Origin of the sequence: uncultured Chryseobacterium sp. (genome assembly GCF_913776365.1) — a bacterium.
In the GTDB taxonomy this organism is placed as follows: domain Bacteria; phylum Bacteroidota; class Bacteroidia; order Flavobacteriales; family Weeksellaceae; genus Chryseobacterium.
The window spans coordinates 1-24,183 of sequence record NZ_CAJYMO010000358.1; the positions used below are offsets into that span (position 1 = coordinate 1).

Annotated in this window: 22 protein-coding genes; 12 read left to right on the forward strand and 10 right to left on the reverse strand. The window is 44.8% G+C overall.

The features are described from left to right. The 6 genes from QZ735_RS19105 to QZ735_RS19130 form a co-directional block, all read left to right on the forward strand. The coding region (locus QZ735_RS19105; protein WP_294252099.1) for a hypothetical protein at positions 1-365 on the forward strand (365 nt) is incomplete at its 5' end. Continuing rightward, a complete protein-coding gene (locus QZ735_RS19110) occupies positions 362-1,477 on the forward strand; it encodes a DNA polymerase III subunit delta' (protein WP_294252103.1) in 1,116 nt (371 codons plus the stop codon). The genes QZ735_RS19105 and QZ735_RS19110, both read left to right, overlap by 4 nt. A 628-nt stretch (positions 1,478-2,105) precedes the next feature. Then, entirely contained in the window at positions 2,106-2,732 is a 627-nt protein-coding gene (locus QZ735_RS19115; RefSeq protein ID WP_294252105.1) for a TetR/AcrR family transcriptional regulator, read from the forward strand. Next, a complete protein-coding gene (locus QZ735_RS19120; RefSeq protein ID WP_294252110.1) occupies positions 2,716-4,026 on the forward strand; it encodes a TolC family protein in 1,311 nt (436 codons plus the stop codon). Before QZ735_RS19115 ends, QZ735_RS19120 begins: the two co-directional genes overlap by 17 nt. Positions 4,027-4,045: 19 nt before the next feature. Continuing rightward, positions 4,046-5,149 carry an HlyD family secretion protein gene (locus tag QZ735_RS19125; RefSeq protein WP_294252113.1) on the forward strand — a complete coding sequence of 368 codons (1,104 nt, stop codon included), beginning with the start codon at positions 4,046-4,048 and terminating at the stop codon, positions 5,147-5,149. A 641-nt stretch (positions 5,150-5,790) separates the two neighbouring features. Further along, the gene (locus QZ735_RS19130) at positions 5,791-7,365 is read left to right on the forward strand and encodes a DHA2 family efflux MFS transporter permease subunit (RefSeq protein ID WP_294252116.1); all 1,575 of its coding nucleotides are present in this window, start codon (positions 5,791-5,793) and stop codon (positions 7,363-7,365) included. A gap of 65 nt (positions 7,366-7,430) precedes the next feature. On the opposite strand, the gene QZ735_RS19135 is transcribed toward QZ735_RS19130, so the two are convergent. Next, on the reverse strand, positions 7,431-7,721 hold the full coding sequence (locus QZ735_RS19135; RefSeq protein ID WP_294252118.1) for a hypothetical protein: 291 nt from the start codon (positions 7,719-7,721) through the stop codon (positions 7,431-7,433). A gap of 84 nt (positions 7,722-7,805) precedes the next feature. After that, complete coding sequence (locus QZ735_RS19140) at positions 7,806-8,150, reverse strand: VWA domain-containing protein (protein WP_367117860.1); 345 nt, start codon at positions 8,148-8,150, stop codon at positions 7,806-7,808. Between the two features lie 226 nt (positions 8,151-8,376). Between QZ735_RS19140 and QZ735_RS19145 the strand changes: the two genes are divergently transcribed. Further along, positions 8,377-8,931, forward strand: coding sequence for a DNA-3-methyladenine glycosylase I (locus QZ735_RS19145; protein WP_294252120.1), 555 nt, complete (start codon positions 8,377-8,379; stop codon positions 8,929-8,931). Between the two features lie 95 nt (positions 8,932-9,026). Here QZ735_RS19145 and QZ735_RS19150 read toward each other — a convergent pair whose 3' ends face one another. The 3 genes from QZ735_RS19150 to rplS form a co-directional block, all read right to left on the reverse strand. Further along, positions 9,027-9,572 (reverse strand): transposase, encoded by a 546-nt coding sequence (locus QZ735_RS19150; RefSeq protein ID WP_294252122.1) that lies wholly within the window; start codon positions 9,570-9,572, stop codon positions 9,027-9,029. A gap of 156 nt (positions 9,573-9,728) precedes the next feature. Beyond that, a complete protein-coding gene (locus QZ735_RS19155) occupies positions 9,729-10,094 on the reverse strand; it encodes a glyoxalase (protein ID WP_294252124.1) in 366 nt (121 codons plus the stop codon). Between the two features lie 149 nt (positions 10,095-10,243). Next, positions 10,244-10,600: a 50S ribosomal protein L19 gene (rplS, locus tag QZ735_RS19160; protein WP_034709455.1), complete on the reverse strand. Its 357-nt coding sequence runs from the start codon at positions 10,598-10,600 to the stop codon at positions 10,244-10,246. A gap of 268 nt (positions 10,601-10,868) precedes the next feature. On the opposite strand from rplS, the gene QZ735_RS19165 reads away from it, so the two are divergent. After that, the gene (locus tag QZ735_RS19165) at positions 10,869-13,613 is read left to right on the forward strand and encodes a fibronectin type III domain-containing protein (protein ID WP_294252127.1); all 2,745 of its coding nucleotides are present in this window, start codon (positions 10,869-10,871) and stop codon (positions 13,611-13,613) included. A 391-nt stretch (positions 13,614-14,004) separates the two neighbouring features. Here QZ735_RS19165 and QZ735_RS19170 read toward each other — a convergent pair whose 3' ends face one another. Next, the gene (locus QZ735_RS19170; protein WP_294252129.1) at positions 14,005-14,385 is read right to left on the reverse strand and encodes a hypothetical protein; all 381 of its coding nucleotides are present in this window, start codon (positions 14,383-14,385) and stop codon (positions 14,005-14,007) included. A 469-nt stretch (positions 14,386-14,854) separates the two neighbouring features. Between QZ735_RS19170 and QZ735_RS19175 the strand changes: the two genes are divergently transcribed. Then, positions 14,855-15,556, forward strand: a complete 702-nt coding sequence (locus tag QZ735_RS19175; RefSeq protein WP_294252132.1) for a CoA transferase subunit A — start codon at positions 14,855-14,857, stop codon at positions 15,554-15,556. A 566-nt stretch (positions 15,557-16,122) separates the two neighbouring features. Here QZ735_RS19175 and QZ735_RS19180 read toward each other — a convergent pair. Beyond that, positions 16,123-17,913, reverse strand: coding sequence for an ABC transporter ATP-binding protein (locus tag QZ735_RS19180; RefSeq protein ID WP_294252134.1), 1,791 nt, complete (start codon positions 17,911-17,913; stop codon positions 16,123-16,125). A gap of 120 nt (positions 17,914-18,033) precedes the next feature. Between QZ735_RS19180 and QZ735_RS19185 the strand changes: the two genes are divergently transcribed. Continuing rightward, the gene (locus tag QZ735_RS19185; protein ID WP_294252136.1) at positions 18,034-18,687 is read left to right on the forward strand and encodes a CoA transferase subunit B; all 654 of its coding nucleotides are present in this window, start codon (positions 18,034-18,036) and stop codon (positions 18,685-18,687) included. Positions 18,688-18,903: 216 nt separating this feature from the next. Here the strand turns inward: QZ735_RS19185 and QZ735_RS19190 are convergent, their stop codons facing one another. Both QZ735_RS19190 and QZ735_RS19195 read right to left on the reverse strand, forming a co-directional pair. Then, positions 18,904-19,785 carry an NAD(P)H-binding protein gene (locus tag QZ735_RS19190; RefSeq protein WP_294252138.1) on the reverse strand — a complete coding sequence of 294 codons (882 nt, stop codon included), beginning with the start codon at positions 19,783-19,785 and terminating at the stop codon, positions 18,904-18,906. Between the two features lie 4 nt (positions 19,786-19,789). Continuing rightward, a complete protein-coding gene (locus tag QZ735_RS19195) occupies positions 19,790-20,233 on the reverse strand; it encodes a nuclear transport factor 2 family protein (protein ID WP_294252139.1) in 444 nt (147 codons plus the stop codon). Positions 20,234-20,327: 94 nt separating this feature from the next. On the opposite strand from QZ735_RS19195, the gene QZ735_RS19200 reads away from it, so the two are divergent. Then, the gene (locus QZ735_RS19200; RefSeq protein WP_294252140.1) at positions 20,328-20,747 is read left to right on the forward strand and encodes a helix-turn-helix domain-containing protein; all 420 of its coding nucleotides are present in this window, start codon (positions 20,328-20,330) and stop codon (positions 20,745-20,747) included. 235 nt (positions 20,748-20,982) lie between these two features. Here the strand turns inward: QZ735_RS19200 and QZ735_RS19205 are convergent, their stop codons facing one another. After that, positions 20,983-21,783, reverse strand: coding sequence for a DUF4197 domain-containing protein (locus QZ735_RS19205; RefSeq protein ID WP_294252141.1), 801 nt, complete (start codon positions 21,781-21,783; stop codon positions 20,983-20,985). Between the two features lie 103 nt (positions 21,784-21,886). Between QZ735_RS19205 and QZ735_RS19210 the strand changes: the two genes are divergently transcribed. Further along, positions 21,887-24,145, forward strand: coding sequence for a family 20 glycosylhydrolase (locus tag QZ735_RS19210; RefSeq protein WP_294252142.1), 2,259 nt, complete (start codon positions 21,887-21,889; stop codon positions 24,143-24,145). Positions 24,146-24,183: the final 38 nt, after the last annotated feature.

The window sequence follows — 24,183 nt, forward strand, 5'->3', positions numbered from 1 at the left end:
TGGTCAATTTATGTCCGTGTAAAAATTCACCTGCGCAGCAGAATTCACGTGCACAGCAAAATTCACCGTTCACTTATGGTCAAGGGTCAATTCCTGCGGGTGAAAGGTCAATTTTTGTCCATGGAAAAATTCATCTGCAAAGCAGAATTCACTTGCACAGCAAAATTCACCGTTCATTTATGGTCAATGGTCAATTCCTGCGGGTGAATGGTCAATTTTTGTCCGTGGAAAAATTCACCTGCGCAGCAGAATTCACTTGCACAGCAAAATTCACCGTTCACTATTCACCGACAGCAGGGCCGTTCCTTATAAAAAATAAACGCATGCCTCGCGAAAACTACAATTTTCTTATCTTTGGGCCATGAATTGGGAGAACATCGCCGGACAGGAAAACCTGAAGAAACTCCTCAGGGACAGCATTGCCGAAAACAGGATCAGCCACGCCCAGCTTTTTACAGGAAAGGAAGGCTATGGTACCCTGCCTGTTGTGCTGGCCTATGCCAGGGAAATACTGAGCCGTGAGAATCCCCAGGCCGGTTCCAAGGTAGAACATCTCAACCATCTCGACCTGCATTTCACCTTTCCTGTATTTACGGATAACAAGAATTCACTGAGTAAAAATAAGTTCGACGAATTCCGCGAAATGATCCTGGATTTTCCCTACGCCAGTTATAATGACTGGACAGCCGTATTGGAATCGGAGAACAAGCAGCTCTTTATTTCTGCAGATGAAATGGACGAGCAGAACCAGAAGTTCTCTCTGAAAAGCTTTGAAGGCGGAACCAAAATCCTGATTGTCTGGAGAGCAGATAAAATGAACGTGGCAGCAGCCAATAAATTCCTGAAATTTCTGGAAGAACCTCCTGCGAAAACCGTAATCCTTCTTACGGCAGAATCTACAAACGATATGCTGCCTACCATCCTTTCGAGAACCCAGATCGTGGAAGTTCCCAGGATTCACGACAAAGACCTGGAAGCCTACCTCGAAAAAGAGTATCCGGCATCCCGTGACCGCCTGGCGGAAATTATCCATCAGGCACAGGGTGATCTTAATGAAGCGGTACGGCTCCTGAAATCCGGGCAAAAAAGCGATGAATTTGAAAAACTGTTCATCCAGTGGGTGCGCGATGCCTTTATGGTGAAGAAAAAACCCGAGTTCCTGAAAAGCATTATTTTCTGGGCGCGGGAAATTGCCGGCTGGAACCGGGAAAAGCAGAAAAACTTTCTGGATTACTGTTCTGAAATCTTCAGGCTCGCCCTGCTCCAGAATTATCAGTCGGAAGATCTTGTGTACAGGAAGATCAATGCCAATGGCTTCAATTGGGCCGGGTTTTCAAAATTCATCAGTGGTGCCAATATTGAGAGCATCCTGGAAGAAATCAGCACTGCCGACCTGCACCTGACAAGAAACGGAAATCCCAGAATCGTATGGACCGATCTGGGAATTAAGCTTTCAAGGTATATTCATAAAAAATAACGGCAAAATTTGTACTTTTTAAGTGAACAGATCAAATGTTTTATCGGTACAGAATACGGTCCGAACATTCGGCTTTTTACTACCTATTAATTCAAAGCATTTCCTGTTTTCATCTCAGGAAAGCATGCAGAGAAATGAATATTGAATACAGACTTGTGCCTTCCGGACTGGTTTAAACGCTGCATTATAATCACCAGATTGAAAGTTTGTTCTTGCAAAAGTAATAACCAGATAAAAAAGAGTCACAAAATTGTCCGATTTCAGTAAAATGGCAAACCCTCAGCAGCCATATCGGAAGAAGAAGCTTTGCCTCAAATTTTTACGGAAAAATTTCCACACCGCTGCTGATGCAGGCCACCGGCCACAGTACAGAGCAGATGTTTTTGAATTACATCAATCCCGTAAATCATGCCCGGGTTATCAGCTTGGGAAATTACTTTGAGAAAATCTATGCGGAAGGAGCTTAAGGTTGTTTTAAAACGTATTCCATTAATTAACAGTATTTTATAAGAATGAATGTTCAGATTATTTTAACAGATATTAAAAATAGATTAAAAAAATCAATCAATCGTTTGATTTATTGAAAAACGGTTGTAAATTTGTACCCGTAAAAAATGATAAGGTATCAATGACATCAAAAGAAGAAAATATTTTGTTTGCTGCTGAAAAGCTTTTTGCCGAAAAAGGGTTTGAAGGGACCTCCACCCGGGAAATAGCCAAAGCAGCTCAGGTAAACATTTCCATGATTTCATATTATTTCGGTTCCAAGGAAAAGCTGTATGAAAAGCTGATGGAGTACAGGATGAACGAAGGACAGTTTTTTTCCAAAGACATTATCGAAAGAACAGATATCAATGAGTGGGAGAAGGTGGAAAAAATCGTAGACCAGTTCGCAGGAAAGGTAAGGCATAATAAATGTTTCTACCGGATTATGCAGCGGGAACAGCTGTATACCCAGAATCCGCAGATCGTGGAATTCCTGAAGCAAACAAAAATCGGGTTTATCACCATGTACTCCAAAATACTGGAAAGCGGACTGAAAAGAGGAATTTTTACGAAGAATCCGCCAATCTATCTTTTGCATGCCACGGTGAGCGGAACCCTGTTTTATGCCTCTAACGGTAAAGAAATGTATAAGGAATTTCTTAACAATACAGAAGGTGGAGATGTTTTTGATGACAGGTATTACTCAGAGCTTAACACACACATTAAATATTTATTAAAAGACCTTTTAGGTTATGAAGAAAATGAATAACTCCGTTATTGCATTGGCCCTGTTCATAGGGATTGCAAACACAAATGCCCAGGAGAAAAAAACGCTTACGCTGGATGAAGCCGTGCAATTGGGCATCCGGAACAGCAAAAACCTGAAGATTGATGCCGCCAAGATTGAAGAGGCCACTGCCGACCTTCTGGAAGCCAAAAACAGGCAGCTGCCGGAACTGAAAGTTTCAGGAAGCTATCTGTACCTTCCGCTGAAGCCTACAGTTAACATTAAGCTTCCCGGTGTAGCCGGCGGTGGCCCGGAAGTCCATCAGGTTGCTTTTGGCTCAGCCAATCTCAGTGTTCCTATTTACAGCGGGGGAAGAATAAAATACGGTATCGAATCTGCCAAATACCTGGTGGAAGCGTCAAAACTGAATACGGAGAACGATAAGACGGCTATTGCCTACAACGTAGCGCAGGCTTACAACAACCTGTTCAAAGCCAACCAGGCCATCCGCGTGCTGGAAGAAAACCTTTCTGCCTCACAGAAAAGGGATGAAACCTTCCTGAAACTTGAAAATAACGGTGTGATTGCCAGAAATGACCGTCTGAAGGCCAACCTTCAGACCTCGAATATCGAACTGCAGCTGCTGGAAGCAAAAAACAACTACAATATTGCCAATATCAATATGGACCTGTTGCTGGGACTGCCTGAAAGTACGGAGATTGAAGTAGATCAGAACTATATTGAAGAAGGCGAAGAGGTAAGGCCTGTTGATTTTTATCTCACCACAGCCCGCGAAAACCGGAGAGACCTGCAGGCGCTGGAACAGCAGAGAAAAGCTGCGGCTCTCGGAACAAAATCAGCAAAAGCGGAAAACCTTCCTTCCGTTGCTTTTACCGGAGGCTATGTAGCGGCGGATATCCCGAAATTCCTGACTGTTTACAATGCGGTGAATGTGGGAGTGGGAATTTCCTATAACCTTTCCAATATATGGAAGGAAAACTCTTCCCTGAGGCAGTCGCAGGCCCGCGAAACACAGCTGGCGGCCACCAATGAACTGCTTAACGATAACATCAAGCTGGAGGTAAACCGCGAGTACCAGAACACCGATTACTCCAAAAAAAGAATCGCTGTTTTTGAAAAATCTGCCGAACAGGCAAATGAAAACTACAGGATTACCAAAAATAAATATGACAACGGCCTGGCAACGATGACGGAGCTTCTGGATGCAGATGCCGCACAGATTGCAGCCAACGTAGGGGTCATCAATGCAAAAGCAGATGCTGCACTGGCCTACAGAAAACTATTACAGACAACAGGAACTTTAACAATCAAATAAATTAAGAACGATACCCAACATGGAAAATAATATTACGCCGGCGGCAGAACCGAAAAAGAAGAAAAGCCTGGTTTTCCCGATTATCCTTGCGGTTGTTTTAATCGGAGGAGGAATTTACGGATACAATACCTACACTTACGGACAGTCTCATGAAGAAACCGATGATGCCCAGATCGCTTCCAATATGTCTCCCGTCATTTCCAAGGTTTCAGGATATGTAAAAGAAGTAAAGGTAAAAGACAACCAGATGGTGAAAAAAGGGGATACGCTGGTGATCCTGGATGACAGAGACCAGAGGATTGCCCTTGAGCAGGCAGAAGCAGCACTGGCCACCGCCAAAAGCAACATCTCCAATGCGGAAGCTTCCACTACGGCAACTTCCAAAAATATCGGTTCCTCAAAAGCGGCCGTTACCACAGCCAACGCACAGATTGAAGCGGCAAGGGTAAATGTCTGGAAGACCGGCCAGGATCTGAAAAGATATGCGAACCTGGTAAAAGACCACTCGATCACTGAACAGCAGTATGAGCAGGCCTTGGCAGCAAAACAGACTGCGGACCGCCAGCTGCAGGTACTGATCGATCAGAGAAACCAGATCGCCGAGCAGACCGGGATTGCATCGTCCCAGACGGCAGCCAGCTCCCAGCAGATCAGTGTTGCCGGATCCGTAGCCAAGCAAAGGGCTGTAGATGTGGAAAACGCAAAACTCAACTTATCATACACTGTTATCGTTGCACCTGAAGACGGATATGTAGGAAAAGTTCCTATTCAGGCCGGACAGTTCCTTCAGGCCGGAGCCCAGCTTTTTGCCCTGGTAAAAAATGATCAGAAATGGGTTGTGGCCAACTTCAAGGAAACACAGGTGGACAAAATGGTAGAAGGGCAGAAAGTGAAAATCGATATCGATGCTTTTCCTGATCAGGAATTTGAAGGGGTAGTGAGCTCATTCTCTCCTGCAACCGGTGCTACCTTCTCGATCCTTCCTCCGGATAACGCCAGCGGTAACTTCGTAAAAGTGGTACAAAGGCTTCCGGTAAAAATCGATTTTGTAAATCTTGATAAAAATATTGCCAAAAGATTAAGAACGGGAATGAATGTGAAAGCAGAAGTTTCCTTAAAATAATACAAAATAAGTGAATTGTCAATGCTGCGGAGGAAAGAAGGCGCATATGAAGAAGCAAAGAAGATGAATCATTGACAATTCCTTTATGATACGATCACAATTTATAAGTGGATTGTCGGTTGCAGGAGAATGCCGGAATGACGAAGTTCGATGAAGACGCAGACTGATGATGAAGCGATGTCGCAGAAGAAGATGCTAATGATGCAGCAATGAAGCAGGGCCTGTCATGAAGATGGATACGGTTTGAAAGATCAGGTATGCAGAAGGAAATGAAGCAGGAATCGGAAATGAAGAAAGTTGGTGCAGAAGAATGTCTGAATGCAGCAGGTTAATGAAAGGCAACGGCAAACAGGTTGGCAGGATGCTGACAATTCACTTTTTATAAAATATAATTAGAACATGAAAAGATCAGGAAATCCGGATCTTAACGATGTGAAATTAAAAATTCTCAACACATAAAGGTATGCTCAATGAAGTACGGGTTAAGAAAGGCTTCAGCCGGTCATTTTGATGTACCCGGCCTCACTCTTACTTCAGTCTCCATCTGTTTTTAAACAGGATAAAGGACTTTGTTGTACCTGTTCCGATCAGAAATTCCCGGATCTCATGATCTCTTTATTTTTTAATACCGAAAAAAAACTATGCAAGATTCATTAGTAGAATATGGAGCCAGAAGGGTAATCATTACGATTACGGCTATCCTTTGTGCTCTGCTTGAAATTGTGGACTCCACGATTGTAAACGTTGCCCTTAATGAAATGAAGGGAAACCTGGGAGCTACACTTTCGGAAGTGGGATGGGTGATCACGGCATATGCGATCGGTAACGTAATCATCGTACCGATGACGAGCTGGCTGTCCCAACAGTTTGGCCGAAGAAACTACTTTGCCGCATCCATCATCATATTTACCGTATTTTCCTTCCTTTGCGGAAACGCAACGAATATCTGGGAACTGGTATTTTTCCGGCTGATGCAGGGAATCGGCGGTGGAGCATTGCTGGTAACTTCCCAGACCATCATTACCGAATCCTATCCTGTGGAGAAAAGAAGTATGGCCCAGGCGATCTACGGCCTTGGGGTGATTATCGGTCCTACATTAGGTCCGCCGCTCGGTGGGTACATCGTGGACAACTTCAGCTGGCCGTATATTTTCTACATCAATATTCCGATCGGAATTGCAGCAACGTTAATGACGCTTCAGTTTGTACGGAGTCCGAAATATGCCGAAAAGCGGAAGGCGTCCGATGTCGACTGGCTGGGAATTGCCCTCCTTGCAATAACCGTAGGGTCATTACAGTACATTCTTGAAAGAGGACATGAAGAAGACTGGTTTGCCAGCGGATGGATTGTGACCTTCACCATATCAGCTGTTCTAGGATTTATCTTATTCCTCTGGCGGGAACTTACGTTCAAATATCCGATCGTGGAACTCAGGGTGTTAAAAAACAGCAACCTAAGAATCGGTACCGTAATGTCCTTCGTTTTAGGATTCGGACTGTACGGATCGACGTTCATTGTTCCTTTATATACCCAAAGTATCCTGGGATGGACAGCTCTTCAGTCGGGAGCATTAATGATTCCTGCAGCACTCACCACGGCTTTCATGATGCCGATTATCGGGAGATTGCTGTCCAAAGGAGCCAAACAGCAGATCCTGGTTTCCCTGGGATTGTTTATATTCTTTATCTACAGTTTCTGGGGCTACAAAATCCTTACGCCGGATACCGGTAAAGATGCCTTCTTCTGGATGCTGATTGTGAGAGGAGCCGGTCTTGGTCTCTTATTTATCCCGATTACTTCCCTGTCTCTAAGTACACTGAAAGGGCAGGAAATCGGCCAGGGTGCTGCTTTTACCGGAATGATGAGACAGCTGGGCGGTTCTTTCGGGATTGCAGGAATTACCACATTCATTGCAAACGCCAGCCAGAAATACAGACTCAACCTGATTTCCCATCTTGATGAAACGGATCTTGCCGTTCAGCAGAGATTGCAGGCTTTAAAAGGAAGCTTCATGGCCAAAGGAATGACTCCCGACGCTGCTATGAATGCTGCCTATAAAATGCTCGATCTTTCCGTTACGAAACAGGCTACCGTGCTTTCGTATATGGACGTCTTTCTCTATCTGGGAGTCATCTTCCTCATCTGTATCCCGTTTATCCTCTTTGTTAAAGAGCGGAAAAGCAAAGAAAAGATCGATCTGAGTGGTGTACATTAATTAAAGTATTTCAAATAACGAAAACCTCCGGACCGGAGGTTTTTTTTATTGGATATTGCCGGAATTTATTTTTCAAATAATACCTTCATACGGTCATTGGTCATTTCGATGTCTTTATAGATTTTATTTAATTTATGTTCATTCATCTTAACATTTATTTTCTTAGATATAAGTTTTGATTTTCCGGAAATAAACCGGCTGATATCAAATTTCAGCAGTTCCTCTTTAGTATAGAATATTTTAAAATCTCCTCCTGTTTCTGAGGTTATTTTCTTAATCAGTAAACTGTCTACCGGTTCTGCTTTTACGCTGGAAAACTGGATGTTGCCATTCAGGTCCATCTTGCTGGGCATCATTACAGAATCCTTTGCAGTAATAACCAACGCATTGATTCTTATATTTTTTCTGACAGCATCATCCAGAGCAATCTGGTGCGGATATCATTTTACATTTTCTTTTCCGTCTGTAAAAAGTATCATTGCTTTATTACCGGCCTGGCTTTGCAGCGAAGCGATTCCATTAAGCATGGCATTGGAAAAATTGGTTCCCGGTTTCATTTTCATGATTCCCCGGTCAAGCTTATTGAAGGCCGACAACAATTGGTCTTTATCTTTCGTTAACGGGCAAAGCAGGAAAGAATTGCCTGCAAATACGACAACCGAGAAAGCCTGATTTTCTTTCTTGTTCTGAATTACTTTTCTGATGACTTCCTTGATGGTTATGATCCTGTTAGGTTCAAAATCACGAGCCAGCATCGTCAGGGAATTATCTACCAGTAAGACAATATTTTACCGGGGAATATTCTGTGCCATAGCAGGATGTTGATTTTCTTTTTTGCTGCAATGAATAAGTAAAAAGAAAAAGAGGATTTTGAAGTACTTCATGGCTTATTTACATTTCAAGATAAAATAGTGTTTTTACACAAATTATGAAGAAATTCCTTTTATAAAATTTCCTACTGCCATACACTTGTCATCATCCGCCTTATCTTTGCAGGATAAAAGAATCACCATGAGCTATTGCACCGTTATTGAAACCATGCAGCCCGAAAGCAGAAGGGCTCTTCACCGGAATTACCACGACTACCGTTACGGTTTCCCGATTCATGATGACAACGAATTGTTCGGAAGATTGATCATGGAAATCAACCAGGCGGGACTGAGCTGGGAGACCATTCTGAAAAAGGAAGAAGGATTTAGAAAAGCGTATGATAATTTTACAATAGAAAAAGTGGCAGCTTATACTGAAGCCGACCGCGAGCGGCTGCTTGCTGATCCGGGAATCATCAGAAATAAGTTAAAGGTAAATGCCGCCATTGAAAATGCAAAAACCATCGTGAAATTGCAGCAGGAATTCGGTTCCTTTGAAAAATGGCTGGACCATCATCATCCGAAAACGCTCCCGGAGTGGATGAAGCTGTTTAAAAAAACGTTTAAATTTACCGGTGGCGAAATCGTGAATGAATTTCTGATGAGCACTAGCTACCTGAAAGGCTGCCATGAGGAAAGTTGTCCGGTCTATCAGAAAGTACTTCTGAAAAAGCCGAAATGGCTAATGAAGATATAGCATAATATAGCGGTTGCAAGTCCGCTATATCATGGATGTCGCGGATTGATGTCGCGGATTTACAAATTGATGTCGCGGATTTACAATCCGTGACATCACAACACACAAACCTCCAACGCATACTCCATTCCCGCATAATTCCGGGCACTGCTGAAATAGTAATCTTCCGCCTTCATCACGATTTTCTGCTTAACAGGGTTCTGGTGAATATAATTGATTTTCTGCCTGATCCAGCGCACAGAGAATATTTCTTCTGCATGATAGCCGTCCTGCCATACTTTCCACTTTTGGTTGCGGGAGAGATGGCTGCAAGCATTGCTGAACAGGGGGAGCATCCATTCCCGGCGGCTTTCAGGTTCTGATTGGATGAGACTTATTATTTTTTTGGAGGTAAATTTTTTAAAATCCCGTATGATTTCAGGTAGGGTGCAGGTTCCGTCAGCTTTACAGAACAGGTGCAGGTGGTTAGACATCAGGCAATAGGCAAAGATGGTAAGTCCTTTTTGCGTCTGACAATAGCTGAGGGAATCCATAATTGCCGTTTTCTGGGACAATCTTGTAAAGACATCGATCCAACCTATTGTCGTAATGGTGATAAAATAGGCGCTGTCTACATTGGAAGCTTTGTACTTTGTGGACATCTGTGTTTTTTTGTAAAAGTAAGAAAAGATAGCACGGATTGCAAATCCGTGCTATCTTTTTGCAGATACAAATGTCGTTCGCAAACAGAACAGATGTCGCGGATTGATGTCGCGGATTGATATTGATGTCGCGGATTTGCAATCCGCGACACACACTTACACACAACTTTTCACCCGCTCCGCCACCATGGCAACAATCCTTTTGTTGCAGGCTTTGCTTTCCAAAAGATAAAAATCAAGTTCCTCCGGGGTAAGCATGCCGACAGTCATCCCGATCAGGGTGTTTTTCAGGGCATGGTCGTTCTGGATGCTCTGGTCGATAAACAGGTGTTTTTTTTCAGAGGGCAGGGAGTCGAATCCGGGATTCCTGCGCCGGGCATAGTCATAGAACCAGGTGAGGTAAATTTCGTGCTGCAGTTTCAGGATGGGCCGGAGGCTTTGGTTCTGGAAGCGTTCAACGGCGGTGTCTGATGCTGAAGAAGGGATGGACAGGATAGGCCTGAGTGCTGTTTTGTCGGTCATGGGAGTCTGTTATATCAGTAAGATACGATAATTTCTGATGATAGCGCGGATTTAAAATCCGCGCTATAAAATTTTAAATCCGCGCTATCAAAAAGAAAAAGAGGCTGCCTAAAATTAAGCAGCCTCTTTCGTATGTATTGTTGTCTGAATTACTTCTTTTTGTAAGCAGCGTCCTTGATTCTCGCTTTCTTACCTCTAAGATCTCTGAAGTAGTAGATTCTTGATCTTCTCACTCTACCTCTTCTGTCAACTTCGATTTTCTGAAGAGCAGGCATGTTGATCGGGAATACCCTTTCTACTCCTACATCACCGGACATTTTTCTGATGGTGAACGTTTTTGTAGAACCTGTACCTCTTAACTGGATTACAGTTCCTTTGAAGAACTGGGTTCTTGTTTTCTGGCCTTCTTTAATCTCGTAATACACGGTGATGGTATCACCTGCTTTGAATTCAGGGAATTCTTTTTTTGTAATGTACTTGTCTTGTACGTACTTTAATAAATCCATTATTAAATAAATAAAATGTTTAGGCTAAGCAACTTACACGGACTTCGTCAGAGGTTGAATAACAGGTTGCAAATATATAAAATACTTTTCAGATTTTCCAAACAATTCATGTATTAATTATGATAATTTTTTAATGGGGTAACCTGCTGAGAATTAACGATTCGTTCAGATTCCCTTCAGGCTGGGTTGATATGGGAATTTTACTTTTGCACGGATCAAAACCGGACTGCCGGTACCTATTAATTATCCCTTTTTTAAAAAAACCACCATGAAGCATTATCATTACTTCTTCTTTTTTTGTTTCATCGCCCAGATGGCTTTCGGGCAGGCATTGTTTCCCTACCTGCAGAATCCGACGCCCAATTCGATGATCGTTACCTGGAAAACCGCTTCCGACAACGAAACTACCGTCATGTACGGCACTTCACCGTCCAGCCTCAATGTTACCGTAACGGGAACTACCAATATTTTCTCGGATACGGGATACAACAACAACTATTATTACCATACGGCGAAAATTACCAGCCTGCAGCCGAATACCAAATATTACTACAGGATCAAAACCGGCAGCCGGGAATCGGCAGTCTATAATTTCCGGACCCTTCCCCAGCCGGGGCAGGCCGCTACGGCGGACGGCAAAATCCGTTTCCTGATCATGGGCGATAACCAGATCAAGGCAGAACCCAGATACGATACGTTAACGCTCAATGCCTATAAGAAACTCAAAGAGAAGTTCGTGGCTAATGCCGATCCTTCAGATAATATCGCCTTAACCTTTATGGTGGGTGACCAGGTGGATGTAGGAACACTGGACCATTATGAGAATGTGCATTTCAAAAAGAATATCCAGCTGTCTCCTTATCTTCCGATTCAGACCACTGTGGGAAACCATGAGACGTACGGATCCCTGGGAATGAATTCGTATTATGCGCATTTTTATATCGATGAGATCAAGTACAGGAATATTTCGTCCGGAAATGAAAATTATTATGCACAGCAGGCCGGGAACGTTCTCTTTATCAGCTTAAGTTCCGAACATACCGGAGCGGCACAGATGACCTGGCTGCAGCAGGTTCTGAATGAAGCCAATAACGACGCTACCGTACACTGGATTATTTCGCTGAGCCACAGGCCTTACCAGGCCGAGCAGTATGTCGGGGATATTTCTTCCTGGGTACGGAACAATGCCGTTCCCCTGCTGACGACTTCCGATAAATACCTGATGCACGTAGGGGCACACCACCATCTTTATCACAGAGGGCAACTGAAAAATTCCCCGAATTACCAGATCATTTCAGGCGGTGTGGCATGGGACCAGTATTGGGGAATGTCTACCGAACAGGATTTCGACGACGTGCAGAAAACCCTAACGGACTGGACATACCAGATCGTAGAAGTAGATGTCAATACCGGAAAGGCAGAGGTGGAGTGCTATTCCATCGGCGGCGTCTATCATAAGAAAAATAATGAACTGATTGACACTTTCCACCGTTATAAAAATCAGCCGAAACCGGCGAAGCCTGTTATTTCAAATACATTTACCGGTCCGGTAACACTACCTCTGACCCTGAACGGAAGTCCGTTCTCATCCACCGGCAGCGAGCTGCTGAATACCACGCAGTTCCTGATCAGCAAGGCAGCAGATTTCTCCGTTACCGAAAAAGAATTGTACCGGGATTATGAAAACTGGTTCGGAAAAGAAGGCAACGGAACTCCGGATTATACCAAAAACCTGAATGCCAATGTGGATATCACCCGGGCAACCCTTCCTGCCAATTCCATGACCAACGGTACTTATTATGCGAAAGTGCGTTACCGCGACAGGAACCTAGAGTGGAGCGACTGGAGTGATGTAAAGCAGTTCACTGTTACCGGAAGCGTAGTATCCAACCCGGCTTTCAGCTTAAGCAAAACGGAATATGCCCAGAATGAGCCTGTGGTGGCCACTTTTACAGATGGTCCCGGAAACCTGAAAGACTGGATAGGGGTCTATAAAAAAGGGCAGACACCATCTTCCGCAACTTCGCAGGCATTTGTCTATACCAACGGCCAGACCTCAGGAACCGTTTCCCTGAACAGCGGGATTGGCAGTAAAGGCCAGTATTTTGCAGGATTTTTCGCCAATGACGGCTACACGGAAATTACTGCCAGAAAGAATTTCTACGTAGGTCCGAAGGTGGTACTGAATACGGCATCGGATGTTTATCCGGTGGGCGGAACCGTTACCGTTAATTTCACCAATGGCCCGAACCTTACGAAAGACTGGATCGGGATTTACAAAATGGGACACACGCCGGGAAATGTTAATTCCACCAAATGGAACTATGTAACGTCAGCTTCCGGCAGCCTCAGCTTCACCGGTCTGGCTAAAGGATATTATTATGCCCAGTATTTCCTTGAGGATGGGTATACAACTGTAGGTGAAAAGGTATTTTTCAAAGTCGGCGATATCGTTACTGAGCTCTGGACCAACAAGCCGGTGTATACCCTGGGCGAAAACATTACCGCTTCGTGGACCGATTCTCCGGGAATTATCAAAGACTGGCTCGGCATCTATCCGCAGAGTGCAAATGTTCCCGATGATAATTTTGTATCCTACACATATTTCGACGGAATCACCCAAGGTACCAAGACCATCAGCGGAACAGCATTGCCGGCTGCTCCCGGAAATTATTATATGGTGATGTTCACCAATGATTCCTATACTGAAGTTTCCAACCGGGTGCAATTCCAGGTTACCGGTCAGACATTGGGGACGGAAGAAATAAAAAGCACCGAGAAAAATGTCATCCTGTATCCGAACCCTACCAGGCCGGGCGAACCAACCTTTATTAAAAGCGATTACCCGATCGATAAAATCGAGCTGCTTTCAGCAAACGGCGATCTGCTGTATGAATCTAAAAATATAAATAACCAACGCTTCTCCCTGGTCAATGAAAACCTTCCCAAAGGCATTTATTTTGTAAAGGTCCATACCAGGAAACTCTTCACCCTTAAACTGATGATCCGGTAAACAAAGTCCCGAAGGAACGGCTTACATCAGAATCGGATGTAATCCGATGACAATAATAAACCACATCAGAACCGGATGCAATGCAATGACAATAAAAGGTGTCGGAACTGCAAACGATCCAGTAATCTTGGATATCACAAAGCCGTTCATAAGCCGGTAAAAAAAAGTCCCGAAGGGACGGCTTACATCAGAATCGGATGTAATCCGATTAAATAACAAACCGTACTAGAATCGGATGCAATCCGATTACATGTAATATAATCCGATTACGATAGATCCTTCGGAACCGGATACAATCCGATTACAACAGGCACACACGCCGTACCAGTCAAATAAAAAACCCTGAAAAAGCTCAGCTTTTCCAGGGGTTTTTTGCTTAGGAGAAGTATCATTATTCCTCGTCCGTAGATTTCAGCGCCAGGGCAATCAGCGGGGCCTGCATAAAGAGCCTGGCGAGCCTGGCGTTATCGGTATTCAGGCCGAAGGAGTCCCTTCTGTTTTTATATTGGGCAATATTTCCGGGGAATACGGCGGCAAAAAATCCGGCTACGACACGTCCCATGGTTTTACGGTATTTTTTCGGAGTGGCGATCATGGCTGTTCCCAGTGCGATCTCTGCATACCCGGAATAGACAACGGTATCGTCTTTATCCAGCGGTACCCATTCCGGAACCTGTGCCTGAAAGGCTTTTCTTGCAAAAGTAAGGTGTCCGATACCGGCCGTGATCAGAAATGCGCCGAGGGCAAGTCTTGAAATGTCTTTCGTTTCCATATGATGTCATTTAATTAATTGGTGTAGCATACCACAACCAAAATTCAGACCACGTTTTTGGGAATCACCATAGCATGGATCGATAATACCGTAAGACCGGTTGGAATTTTTTCCCAGGAGCTTAATCCGGCTCTCCGCTCATACTCCTCGCGCCAACCTTCTCCAACCTGCGCCAAAGCCAAACCCTTACATGCTCCAATCCTCCAGCCCCGCTGTGGGGTAACCGCTGCGATCCGGGCTAGGGCACCGGGGTCCTTTAGGAGAGCTGCCCATAAGTAAAAACTTTATGTTTCATTAACAAAAGCTGGCATTGTCAGCTTTAGCCTGTAACGATTTATATGGAATCATTCTTCATTCAGATTCTGTATGGCGTCGATGAGCAGCAGGCTTCTTCCATTAAATCCTATCGTGTTCGTGCGTATATGAGAAAAAGTATTAAATTTAGCCAACAGAAAAAATCGGATAGTTCATGATAGACAAAAGAGTAAAAAATGCAAAGGAAGCCATTAAAGGAATTGAAGACGGGATGACCCTGATGCTGGGTGGTTTCGGGCTTTGCGGAATTCCTGAAAATTCAATCAATGCCCTGGTAGAGAGTGATGTAAAAGATCTGACCTGCATTTCAAACAACGCCGGAGTAGACGATTTCGGCCTGGGGCTGCTGCTTCATAAGAGGCAGATCAAAAAAATGATTTCATCTTATGTAGGGGAAAATGCCGAGTTTGAAAGACAGATGCTTTCCGGTGAACTGGAAGTGGAACTGACGCCCCAGGGGACACTGGCGGAAAAATGCAGGGCGGCGCAGGCGGGAATTCCTGCTTTTTACACACCGGCAGGTTTCGGGACCGAAGTAGCGGAAGGAAAGGAAGTAAAAGACTTCAAAGGAAAACCGCACATCCTTGAGTTTGCTTATGAAGCCGATTACGCTATCGTGAAAGCCTGGAAAGGCGACCATGCCGGGAACCTTGTCTTCAAAGGATCGGCAAGGAACTTCAACCATCCGATGGCCGGGGCCGGAAAAATTACCATTGCCGAAGTTGAGGAGCTGGTAGCGCCGGGCGAACTGGATCCGAACCAGATCCACATTCCCGGAATTATGATCCAGCGGATTTTCCAGGGCGAAAAATTCGAGAAAAGAATTGAACAAAGAACCGTAAGGAAAAGAGATTAGTTTTCATTGCTCTTTCTTGATACATCATATCCCGGAATGAAACTTCCGGGATATTTTTTATCAGTTAGCCGTTATGTGAAATAACGTAAGCTCAATACAATAAATGAGGTCAGGTGTCCCGAATTTAATTTTAAATCAATTTGTATCACTCAATAGCGTCGGGCTTCAGCCTGGCTTCGTCATAGCAGCATACCTCCGGCTTCAGCCAAAACCTATCCGCATGTAGCTAAAGCCGGATCATCAGGCATCATATCGTAACCAGATTGAAGGCACAAGAATTCTTCTCAGTCGGATGTCCATACCGTTTAATTTCCACTTCAACCTGCGTGATCACCAAAATCTGCGGGAGACTATATTTACGGCTGAATGTAAATGGTACTGAGCAATCCACAATTTAGTCTTTGATAAAATCCTCGCGTCTTTCCAACGTTATGAAAGGAATTATTTTGCGCCATTGCGCGTTCCAGCCTTTAAACCATTACTTAAAAGGGAGATGTCAAAACTTTTAGACTAAAAGAGAATTGTAAACATCTGCCGTCCATCTTCCGGCACCCCGCATCCATCTTTTAGAGCGTCTTCCTTTCCCCGATCTGCTGCCTCCACATCGCATAATACAGCCCTTTTTCTTCAATAAGGCCGAGGTGCGAACCGGTTTCCACAATCTGCCCGCGTTCCAGCACATAAATCCGGTCCGCATGCATGATGGTGCTTAGACGGTGGGCAATAAGCACGGTAATCTGTTCTTTTTCCCTCGAAATGTCTTTAATGGTTGTCGTAATTTCTTCTTCGGTAATGCTGTCCAGTGCGGAAGTCGCTTCATCGAAAATCAGGAGATGCGGTTTTCTGAGGAGGGCCCTGGCAATGGCGATGCGTTGCTTTTCCCCGCCGCTCAGCTTGAGTCCGCCTTCCCCGATTACCGTTTCAATCCCGTTTTCAGCACGTTCCAGGAGTCCGGTGCAGCTGGATTTTTTTAAAGCCAACTGTAAGTCTTCTTCGGTAGCCGACGGATTCACAAACAGAAGGTTCTCTTTGATGGTTCCTGCAAAAAGCTGGGTATCCTGCGTTACGAAACCGATCTGGTTCCTCAGTTCGTCAAAATCAAACTCTTTACCATCCACTTGGTTATAAAAAATAGTGCCTTCCTGCGGGCGGTACAAACCGACAAGCAGCTTTACCAGCGTACTTTTCCCGGAACCGCTGGGCCCCACGAAAGCAATGGTTTCCCCGTTTTTCACATCAAATGAGATCGAATTAAGCGCTTTGTACTGAGCGGTCTGGTGCTGAAAGGAAACCTTTTGGAATTCCAGTTCTTCAATGGCACCGATTTTCTTTGGAGTCAAAGGTTTGGGTTCCACTTCTTTTTTCATCACACGGTCGAAATTATTCAGCGAAGCCTGCGATTCACGGTAGGAAATGATGATATTCCCGATCTCCTGCATTGGCCCGAAAATAAAGAACCCGTAAAACATTAGCGAGAGATACTGTCCCGGCGTCACAATATTTTTAAAAATCAGCAACAGCAGGGTAAACGTAATCATCTGCTGCAGGAAGTTGACCAGGGTTCCCTGTACAAAACTGAGGGAACGGATGCTTTTCACCTTTCTCAGTTCCAGGTTCAGGATTTTATAGGTATTGTTGTTCAGCCGTTCCACCTCCTGGTTGGTAAGGCCTAAACTTTTAACGATTTCGATATTCCGTAAACTTTCCGTAGTGCTTCCCGCCAGATCCGTTGTTTCCTTTACAATGCTTTTCTGGATGGTTTTGATGCGTCTGCTCAGCAGGTTGGTCACCACAGCAATAAAAATGATTCCTACCACATACACCGGCATGATAGACCAGTGCAGGCGGATGGCATATACCGAAACAAAAATAATGCTCACTAAAATCCCGAAAAAGATATTGACAAAGTTATTGATGAACTTTACGGTATCCTCGCGCACCTTTGTCAGGATCGAAAGCGTCTCGCCGCTCCGCTGGTCCTCAAATTCCTGGTACGGCAGCCGCATGGAGTGTCTGAGCCCGTCGGTGAAAATTTTGGCTCCGAATTTCTGGATAATCACATTCACCACATAATCCTGGAAGGCCTTGGCAATACGGCTGATCATGGCAGTTCCCACCAATAATCCTAAAAAGTAAAAAACCCCGTGGTAGATATCATTTCCATAAAGGTATTCACTCAGGTTTCTCGGAAGGGTTTTCTCCTTATCAAAGAAATTGGGATGGGTAACCAGTTTATCCAGGATGTTTCCCGTGATCGCCGGTGCAAACAGGGAAAATACCTGGTTTACAGAAGCAAGGAGAAGGGAAATGAAAATCAGGAGACGGTAAGGTTTCAGGTAATGCAGTAAAACTTTCATGGGATGATCAAAAGTCTACAAATTTACAACAAATAGCCCAACAAAATTTACCATAGGATAAGAAAGAAATTATTTCGTAATTCTGAAAAAATGGCTAATTTGGCAGGATAAGATTAAGCTATGCTGACTAAAGAACAAATTGCACAAAGAATTTCCAGAGAAGTAAAGGACGGATATTATGTAAACCTGGGAATCGGGATCCCCACATTGGTGGCTAACTATGTGCCGGATAACCTCTCCGTAGAATTCCAGAGTGAAAACGGGGTACTGGGAATGGGGCCTTTCCCTTTTGAAGGGGAAGAAGATGCGGACCTCATCAACGCCGGAAAGCAGACGATCACCATCCTGGACGGAGGTTCTTTCTTCGATTCCGCTTTCAGTTTCGGGATGATCCGCGCCCAGAAGGTGGATCTCACGATTCTAGGAGCGATGGAAGTAGCGGAAAACGGGGATATTGCCAACTGGAAGATTCCGGGGAAAATGGTAAAAGGTATGGGCGGCGCCATGGATCTGGTGGCTTCTGCCGAAAATATTATTGTCGCCATGATGCACGTCAACAAAGCCGGGGAAAGCAAAATCCTTAAAAAATGTACGCTTCCGTTAACCGGCGTTAACTGCGTAAAAAGAGTGGTTACCGAATTAGCCGTACTGGACGTGACGCCGGCAGGCTTCAGGCTGGTAGAAAGAGCCCCGGGCGTTTCTGTGGAACATATCGTAAAATCAACGGAAGCCGAACTGATCATTGACGGCGAAGTTCCGGAAATGCAGTTTTAATAGCCTGCTGGCTTTTGGCTTCGGCAGATACAACAAATAAATAAATGAAGGCTGTTTCTATTGAGACAGCCTTCATTTATATTCTGATCCGGTATAAAATGCATCATTTACACATGGAAGATGAGCTGGTACACTCACGATGCCTGAACACCAAAACCGGCAACGGTAGTAAAAATAATTACCATGGCGGTATTTTTATACCTGTCCATGATGCAGTCAGGTGGTTTTCAAAAGCTTTCGTTTTATAAATTGTTCAAAATCAGTCGGGGTTACGGCTTCCGGTGTCCTTGGCGTAGCGTAGACACCATCAGGATCTCCCAGGGCTTTGTATAAAGCCAGTAGCTCATGTTGTATATGGCCTGGTATTCCCCAGCTGCTGAACTGTGCGGTAAGGTCTTCAACGGACTGCCGTACATACTCTACCGGCCTGTTGGTAAGAACTGCCAGGCGTTCTGCAGCTTCCGCTAACGTAATATTCTCAGGACCCATAAGATTCAGTTTCCAGTGTCCGGCCCAGGTCTCATCCAACAGATACCGGGCGGCGGCATCGCCTATATCATCCGTGCTCACCCATGGAATGTCGTGATCATCCGGAAAAGGGAAACTGAATTTTCCTTCATTCTTAATTTCCGCAGCCTGTTGCAGGAAGTTTTCCATAAAGTAGCCGGGCCTCAGGGCCAGTACATGGGCATCCAGTTCATCAAAAGCGGCTTCCATGCGGCCGCAGTAACTTACGGTCCCCAGGTCAGCAGCCGTTGTCGCACCCAGGGAAGAAATGAGAACCACTCTCTTGATCTTATTTTCCGTAACGGCTGCAATCCCTGCTGCAGTGACCCTCTGATACCATTCTTTCAGGCTTGGCAAGCGGGTAACCGGCGGCACCAGCAGGAACAGAGCATCCGCATCTTGAGTGGCAGCAATCATCTGTCCGGGATCGCTGAGGTCTGTGACTGTCGGGATTGCTCCTTTGATGGCAAGCCGGTTCATTCTTTCAAGGTTCTGGCCCAGCAGGATTGCCGTGGCATTCCCCGAGGCAATCTTTTGTGCCGCTCTTTTCCCGATATTGCCGGTTGCGGCTGCAATTGCTATTTTTTTCATCAGGTTATGGCTTGACCGGGTTATCAATAATATAGTGGGCTGCGTCTTTATCCATTAAGTGTTGCAGTACAGGCAGTACATTCCAGAATTCTTTGTAAAAACTGAACTTTCCGTCCTGTAATTTGAAATTCACCACATAATCCTGCTGATAGACTGACTGGGTCTGGGGCACTACGGTTGCTGCCCGGAACTCGCCCAAATACCCGTTTTTTTCTTCCAATGCATGCACTTTCACATCTGTAAAGGAAATTTCAGGCATACTGGCCAGGATGGTGTCAAGGTGCTTGCGGTAGTCTTCCATGGTCAAGCGGCAGGGAAGCCCAAGGGTACCGGCATAAGGATATTCCACTAAAGCCTGTGGCGTAAATAACTTCAGGACAGCTTCCGTTCCCTGGTTAAACGCAGCGAGCAAATCCTGTAATTTGTGATAACCCGGATTGTTTTCCATAATATAATGATTTAAATTTCCGGCAAATCTAGATTCAATTCTGTACATTTGCAAGAAGGCACCCAAAAGTGGGGTAGGCACAAAAAAGTTAGAAATGGACGCATTGAATTCAGAAGCCCGGAAAGAAAATGAAAATTATTTAACATTGCAGGAACTGCTCCATGTAAAATCGGATTTGGATGAAAGCTGCATCCTCCATCAGTCTCTGTCGTTGATCGCTGACAAGTGGACCCTCCTGGTATTGATGGCGCTGATGCAGGGAACCAAGAGGAATAGTGAATTGCAACGCCAGATCAAAGGCATTTCCCCGAAGATGCTGACTCAGACGCTGAAGACTCTGATCAGCTATGGCATGGTTGACCGTAAAGCCTATCCCGAGGTCCCGCCCAGGGTAGAGTACTGTCTGACCGAATTTGGAATAAGTACAGCAGATCCGCTTACGGCATTGCTCAACTGGTCTGTAGCCTGGGAAGAACAGCTGGTAAAGCTCTATAAGGAAAAAGTTGCCAGGTAATCAGGTCATCAGTTTGCTTTCGCCATTTTATCATACGGAAAAGGTCCTTGATGAGCATAAGCCTTTGACCGGTAAAATGAAGTTGCCGTAGACTGATAGGTGAGAAGCCAATACATTACAGGTATCTGAATACGGCCCCACGACTGATCCTGAAAGCAAATGGATAATTTAAGCGGGAGTAGCGAATTATTTTTTACAGGGAATTCTTTGTCCTGAACTTTTCAGACAAAAGAAATCAGCGCCCGTCCTGCGCTCCAAAAACCTTTTTCAGGATGCTGGTCGTCCTCATCGCAGGCGTATTCCGGATGCCGCTTTCTTTTTCCGCAACCATTTTGAAGACCCCATTGATGGTTTCAGTCGTTACATAGGCATTCAGGTCGGTGGTTACCGATTGGCCCGTGAAAGTATTGTACTTCGAAATCAGGTTAGACCACACTTTATCAGCGCCTACTTTCCCCAGGGACGCTTTTACTTTCGGCTGAAAGGCGGTAAACAACTGGCTCTGGGTTTTTCCCTGCAGGTAATTGGTCGCCGCATTGTCACTTCCCAGCAAAATGTTTTTGGCATCGGTAATCGTCATCGAGGTAATCGCATTGGTAAAGATCGGGGCGGCTTCCGTTACGGCATCTTCCGCAGCACGGTTGAGCAGCTTAACGCCCTGGTCGGCCAGGCTTCCCAGTCCGATCGAACGGAGCGTAGCATCAATTTTTCTCAGCTTTTCAGGCATCAGGATTTTTACCGCTTCGTTTCTGAAGAATCCGTCGGTCACACCCAGTTTTTTCACGCCTTCATTTACGCCCAGGCTTAACGCTTCTTTCAGTCCTGATGAAACCTGCAGGGAGCTGAGGCTTCCAAGATTTACTGAAGCATTTGCAGAACCCGAAGAAGCAGGATAGGGGTTGGTCGTGGTGGTTTTAGGCTGGTTCAGGTCAATTCCTGTCTTGTCCTTCACTGCATTTTTAATGGCATCAAAAATCTGTGCCTGTGAAGAAACTGAAAATAAAAGTCCGCCAATCAATAGAAATGTTTTTCTCATCGCTTATTTTTTACAAAATTAGATCTTTTACCGGCTAATAAGTTAAAGGGTTCCGTAAATTTTCAGAAATTAAGTATATTCGCTAAAATCTTAAACCCATCAGATGCAGCGTTTTTTACTGGTCCTTTCGGTCTTCATGTCAGGCTTGTTTTTCACCCAGAACCGACTGAGTTTAATTCCTTATCCGCAAAAAGTGGAATTGCTGAAAGGCGAATTTACCATCCCTGAAAATTTTAAGCTTGATCCCGGTCTTCCGCAGCAGGAAACCGGATATTTTAAAAAGCAGACTGAAGGCCTGCTGAAATTCAGGAAGGGCAGCAAAGATACCGCTCATCTGGTCCATGTTCTTTTTCCCGTTCAGTCCGGAGAAGATCGTGAGAAGAAAGAAAAATACACCATCGAAATTTCTCCCCGGCAGATTGTCATTGCATCGAATACAAAACAAGGGTATTTTCTGGCGTTGCAGACCTTAATCCAGTTGTTCAGACAGTATAAAGATTCAGGAAAAATTCCGGCGATGAAAATCGAAGATGAACCGAAGTTTGCCTGGCGGGGAATGCACCTGGATGTCTGCCGGCATTTTTTCACCGTTGATGAAGTGAAGCAATACATCGATTATCTGGCCATGTACAAGCTGAATACCTTTCACTGGCATTTAACCGATGACCAGGGATGGAGAATTGAAATCAAAAAATATCCGAAACTTACCCAGGTCGGCTCAAGACGCAAAGAATCCATGACCGGAGCTTATGTCGACAATACATTTGATGGAAAACCGTACGGACCTTATTTTTATACTCAGGAGCAGATCAGGAACGTTGTACAATATGCGCAGGAAAGACATATTACCGTAGTTCCCGAAATTGAAATGCCGGGTCATGCTTTGGCAGCCTTATCCGCATATCCGGAACTGGCCTGCACGAAAGGGCCTTTCGAGCCGGCGGCCAAATGGGGCGTTTTCGACGATGTATTCTGTCCGAAGGACGAAACCTTTACCTTCCTGGAAAATGTTCTGAATGAGGTAATGCAGCTTTTCCCTTCCCAATACATCCACATCGGAGGCGACGAATGCCCGAAAACCAGATGGAAAGAATGTGCCCATTGCCAGGAACTGATCAAAAAAAATAACCTGAAGGATGAACATGGCTTACAAAGCTATTTTATACAGAGGATCGAGAAATACGTCAACTCGAAAGGCCGGAAAATTATCGGCTGGGATGAAATCCTGGAAGGCGGACTGGCTCCGAATGCGGCCGTAATGAGCTGGACCGGCATCAAAGGCGGTGTGGAAGCTGCCAAAACCGGGCATTTTGCCGTTATGACTCCCGGAGCTTACTGTTATTTCGACCATTATCAGGGCGATCCGGCTACCGAACCGAATGCTTTCGGTGGATTTACCCCGCTGGATAAAGTCTATTCTTATCAACCGATTCCTGAAGAGCTGAATGCTGCGCAGTCAAAATACATTTTAGGTGTCCAGGCCAATCTCTGGACCGAATATATCCTGGATTTCAGACAGGTACAGTACATGATTTTTCCAAGATTGCTGGCTCTTTCCGAAGTGGCCTGGGGAACTTCAGACCCGAAAAACTACAAGGAGTTTGAAGACCGTGTAATCAATGAGTTCAAAACATTGGATAAAATGGGCGTACACTACGCAAAAAGCATTTACAATATCAATGGAAAGGTGATACCAGCCAACACCGGGGTTGGTTATGAACTTTCGACTTCACAAAACCCGTCAGGAATCCGCTATACAACAGACGGAATAGAGCCTCAGGCAAATTCACAGACTTACACCAACCCGGTTCCCGTTCAGAAATCCCAGACCATAAAATCCGCTTATTTTGAAAACGCACAGCTAAAAAGCGCGGTTTCCTCACAGGATTTTACCGTTTCAAAAACCACGGGAAAAAAAATTACGCTGGAGCAGCAGCCGGGCGAAAATTATTCTTTCGGAGGTGCTTTTACGCTGGTGGACGGAATTATCGGGAACCAGAGACAATTGGGCAAAACCTGGCTGGGCTTTCAGGGAAAAGATGTAGTGGCGACGATTGATTTCGGGCAGAAAACGCCGTTTTCAGAAGTTTATTTCAACACGTTGGACAACAAAGGCAGCTGGATCCACTTGGCAAAATCAGCCCGGGTATTCGTCTCCGACAACGGAACCGATTTTAAAATGATCAAAGAAATTGGGAAAGAAGAAATCCTTTCCGCCAAAGGAAAAATCAGCATACCGGTTGGAAATCAGAACGCAAAATATTTAAAAGTTAAAATAGAGAATGCAGGAATCATTCCTGCCGGAAATCCCGGTGCCGATTCCAAAGCCTGGCTGTTCGTAGACGAAATCGGAGCGAATTAATATATTCAAAGTTCAATGTTTAATGTTCAAAATGATTA

Excerpts from the sequence above, each read along its gene's own strand:
- QZ735_RS19210 (WP_294252142.1), top strand. The coding sequence starts at position 21,887 with ATGCAGCGTTTTTTACTGGTCCTTTCGGTCTTCATGTCAGGCTTGTTT.
- QZ735_RS19190 (WP_294252138.1), bottom strand. The coding sequence starts at position 19,785 with ATGAAAAAAATAGCAATTGCAGCCGCAACCGGCAATATCGGGAAAAGA.
- QZ735_RS19165 (WP_294252127.1), top strand. The coding sequence starts at position 10,869 with ATGAAGCATTATCATTACTTCTTCTTTTTTTGTTTCATCGCCCAGATG.
- QZ735_RS19115 (WP_294252105.1), top strand. The coding sequence starts at position 2,106 with ATGACATCAAAAGAAGAAAATATTTTGTTTGCTGCTGAAAAGCTTTTT.
- QZ735_RS19130 (WP_294252116.1), top strand. The coding sequence starts at position 5,791 with ATGCAAGATTCATTAGTAGAATATGGAGCCAGAAGGGTAATCATTACG.
- QZ735_RS19145 (WP_294252120.1), top strand. The coding sequence starts at position 8,377 with ATGAGCTATTGCACCGTTATTGAAACCATGCAGCCCGAAAGCAGAAGG.
- QZ735_RS19175 (WP_294252132.1), top strand. The coding sequence starts at position 14,855 with ATGATAGACAAAAGAGTAAAAAATGCAAAGGAAGCCATTAAAGGAATT.
- QZ735_RS19110 (WP_294252103.1), top strand. The coding sequence starts at position 362 with ATGAATTGGGAGAACATCGCCGGACAGGAAAACCTGAAGAAACTCCTC.
- QZ735_RS19135 (WP_294252118.1), bottom strand. The coding sequence starts at position 7,721 with ATGATGCCCAGCAAGATGGACCTGAATGGCAACATCCAGTTTTCCAGC.
- QZ735_RS19185 (WP_294252136.1), top strand. The coding sequence starts at position 18,034 with ATGCTGACTAAAGAACAAATTGCACAAAGAATTTCCAGAGAAGTAAAG.
- QZ735_RS19120 (WP_294252110.1), top strand. The coding sequence starts at position 2,716 with ATGAAGAAAATGAATAACTCCGTTATTGCATTGGCCCTGTTCATAGGG.
- QZ735_RS19155 (WP_294252124.1), bottom strand. The coding sequence starts at position 10,094 with ATGACCGACAAAACAGCACTCAGGCCTATCCTGTCCATCCCTTCTTCA.
- QZ735_RS19200 (WP_294252140.1), top strand. The coding sequence starts at position 20,328 with ATGGACGCATTGAATTCAGAAGCCCGGAAAGAAAATGAAAATTATTTA.
- QZ735_RS19180 (WP_294252134.1), bottom strand. The coding sequence starts at position 17,913 with ATGAAAGTTTTACTGCATTACCTGAAACCTTACCGTCTCCTGATTTTC.
- QZ735_RS19125 (WP_294252113.1), top strand. The coding sequence starts at position 4,046 with ATGGAAAATAATATTACGCCGGCGGCAGAACCGAAAAAGAAGAAAAGC.
- QZ735_RS19205 (WP_294252141.1), bottom strand. The coding sequence starts at position 21,783 with ATGAGAAAAACATTTCTATTGATTGGCGGACTTTTATTTTCAGTTTCT.
- rplS (WP_034709455.1), bottom strand. The coding sequence starts at position 10,600 with ATGGATTTATTAAAGTACGTACAAGACAAGTACATTACAAAAAAAGAA.
- QZ735_RS19170 (WP_294252129.1), bottom strand. The coding sequence starts at position 14,385 with ATGGAAACGAAAGACATTTCAAGACTTGCCCTCGGCGCATTTCTGATC.
- QZ735_RS19150 (WP_294252122.1), bottom strand. The coding sequence starts at position 9,572 with ATGTCCACAAAGTACAAAGCTTCCAATGTAGACAGCGCCTATTTTATC.
- QZ735_RS19195 (WP_294252139.1), bottom strand. The coding sequence starts at position 20,233 with ATGGAAAACAATCCGGGTTATCACAAATTACAGGATTTGCTCGCTGCG.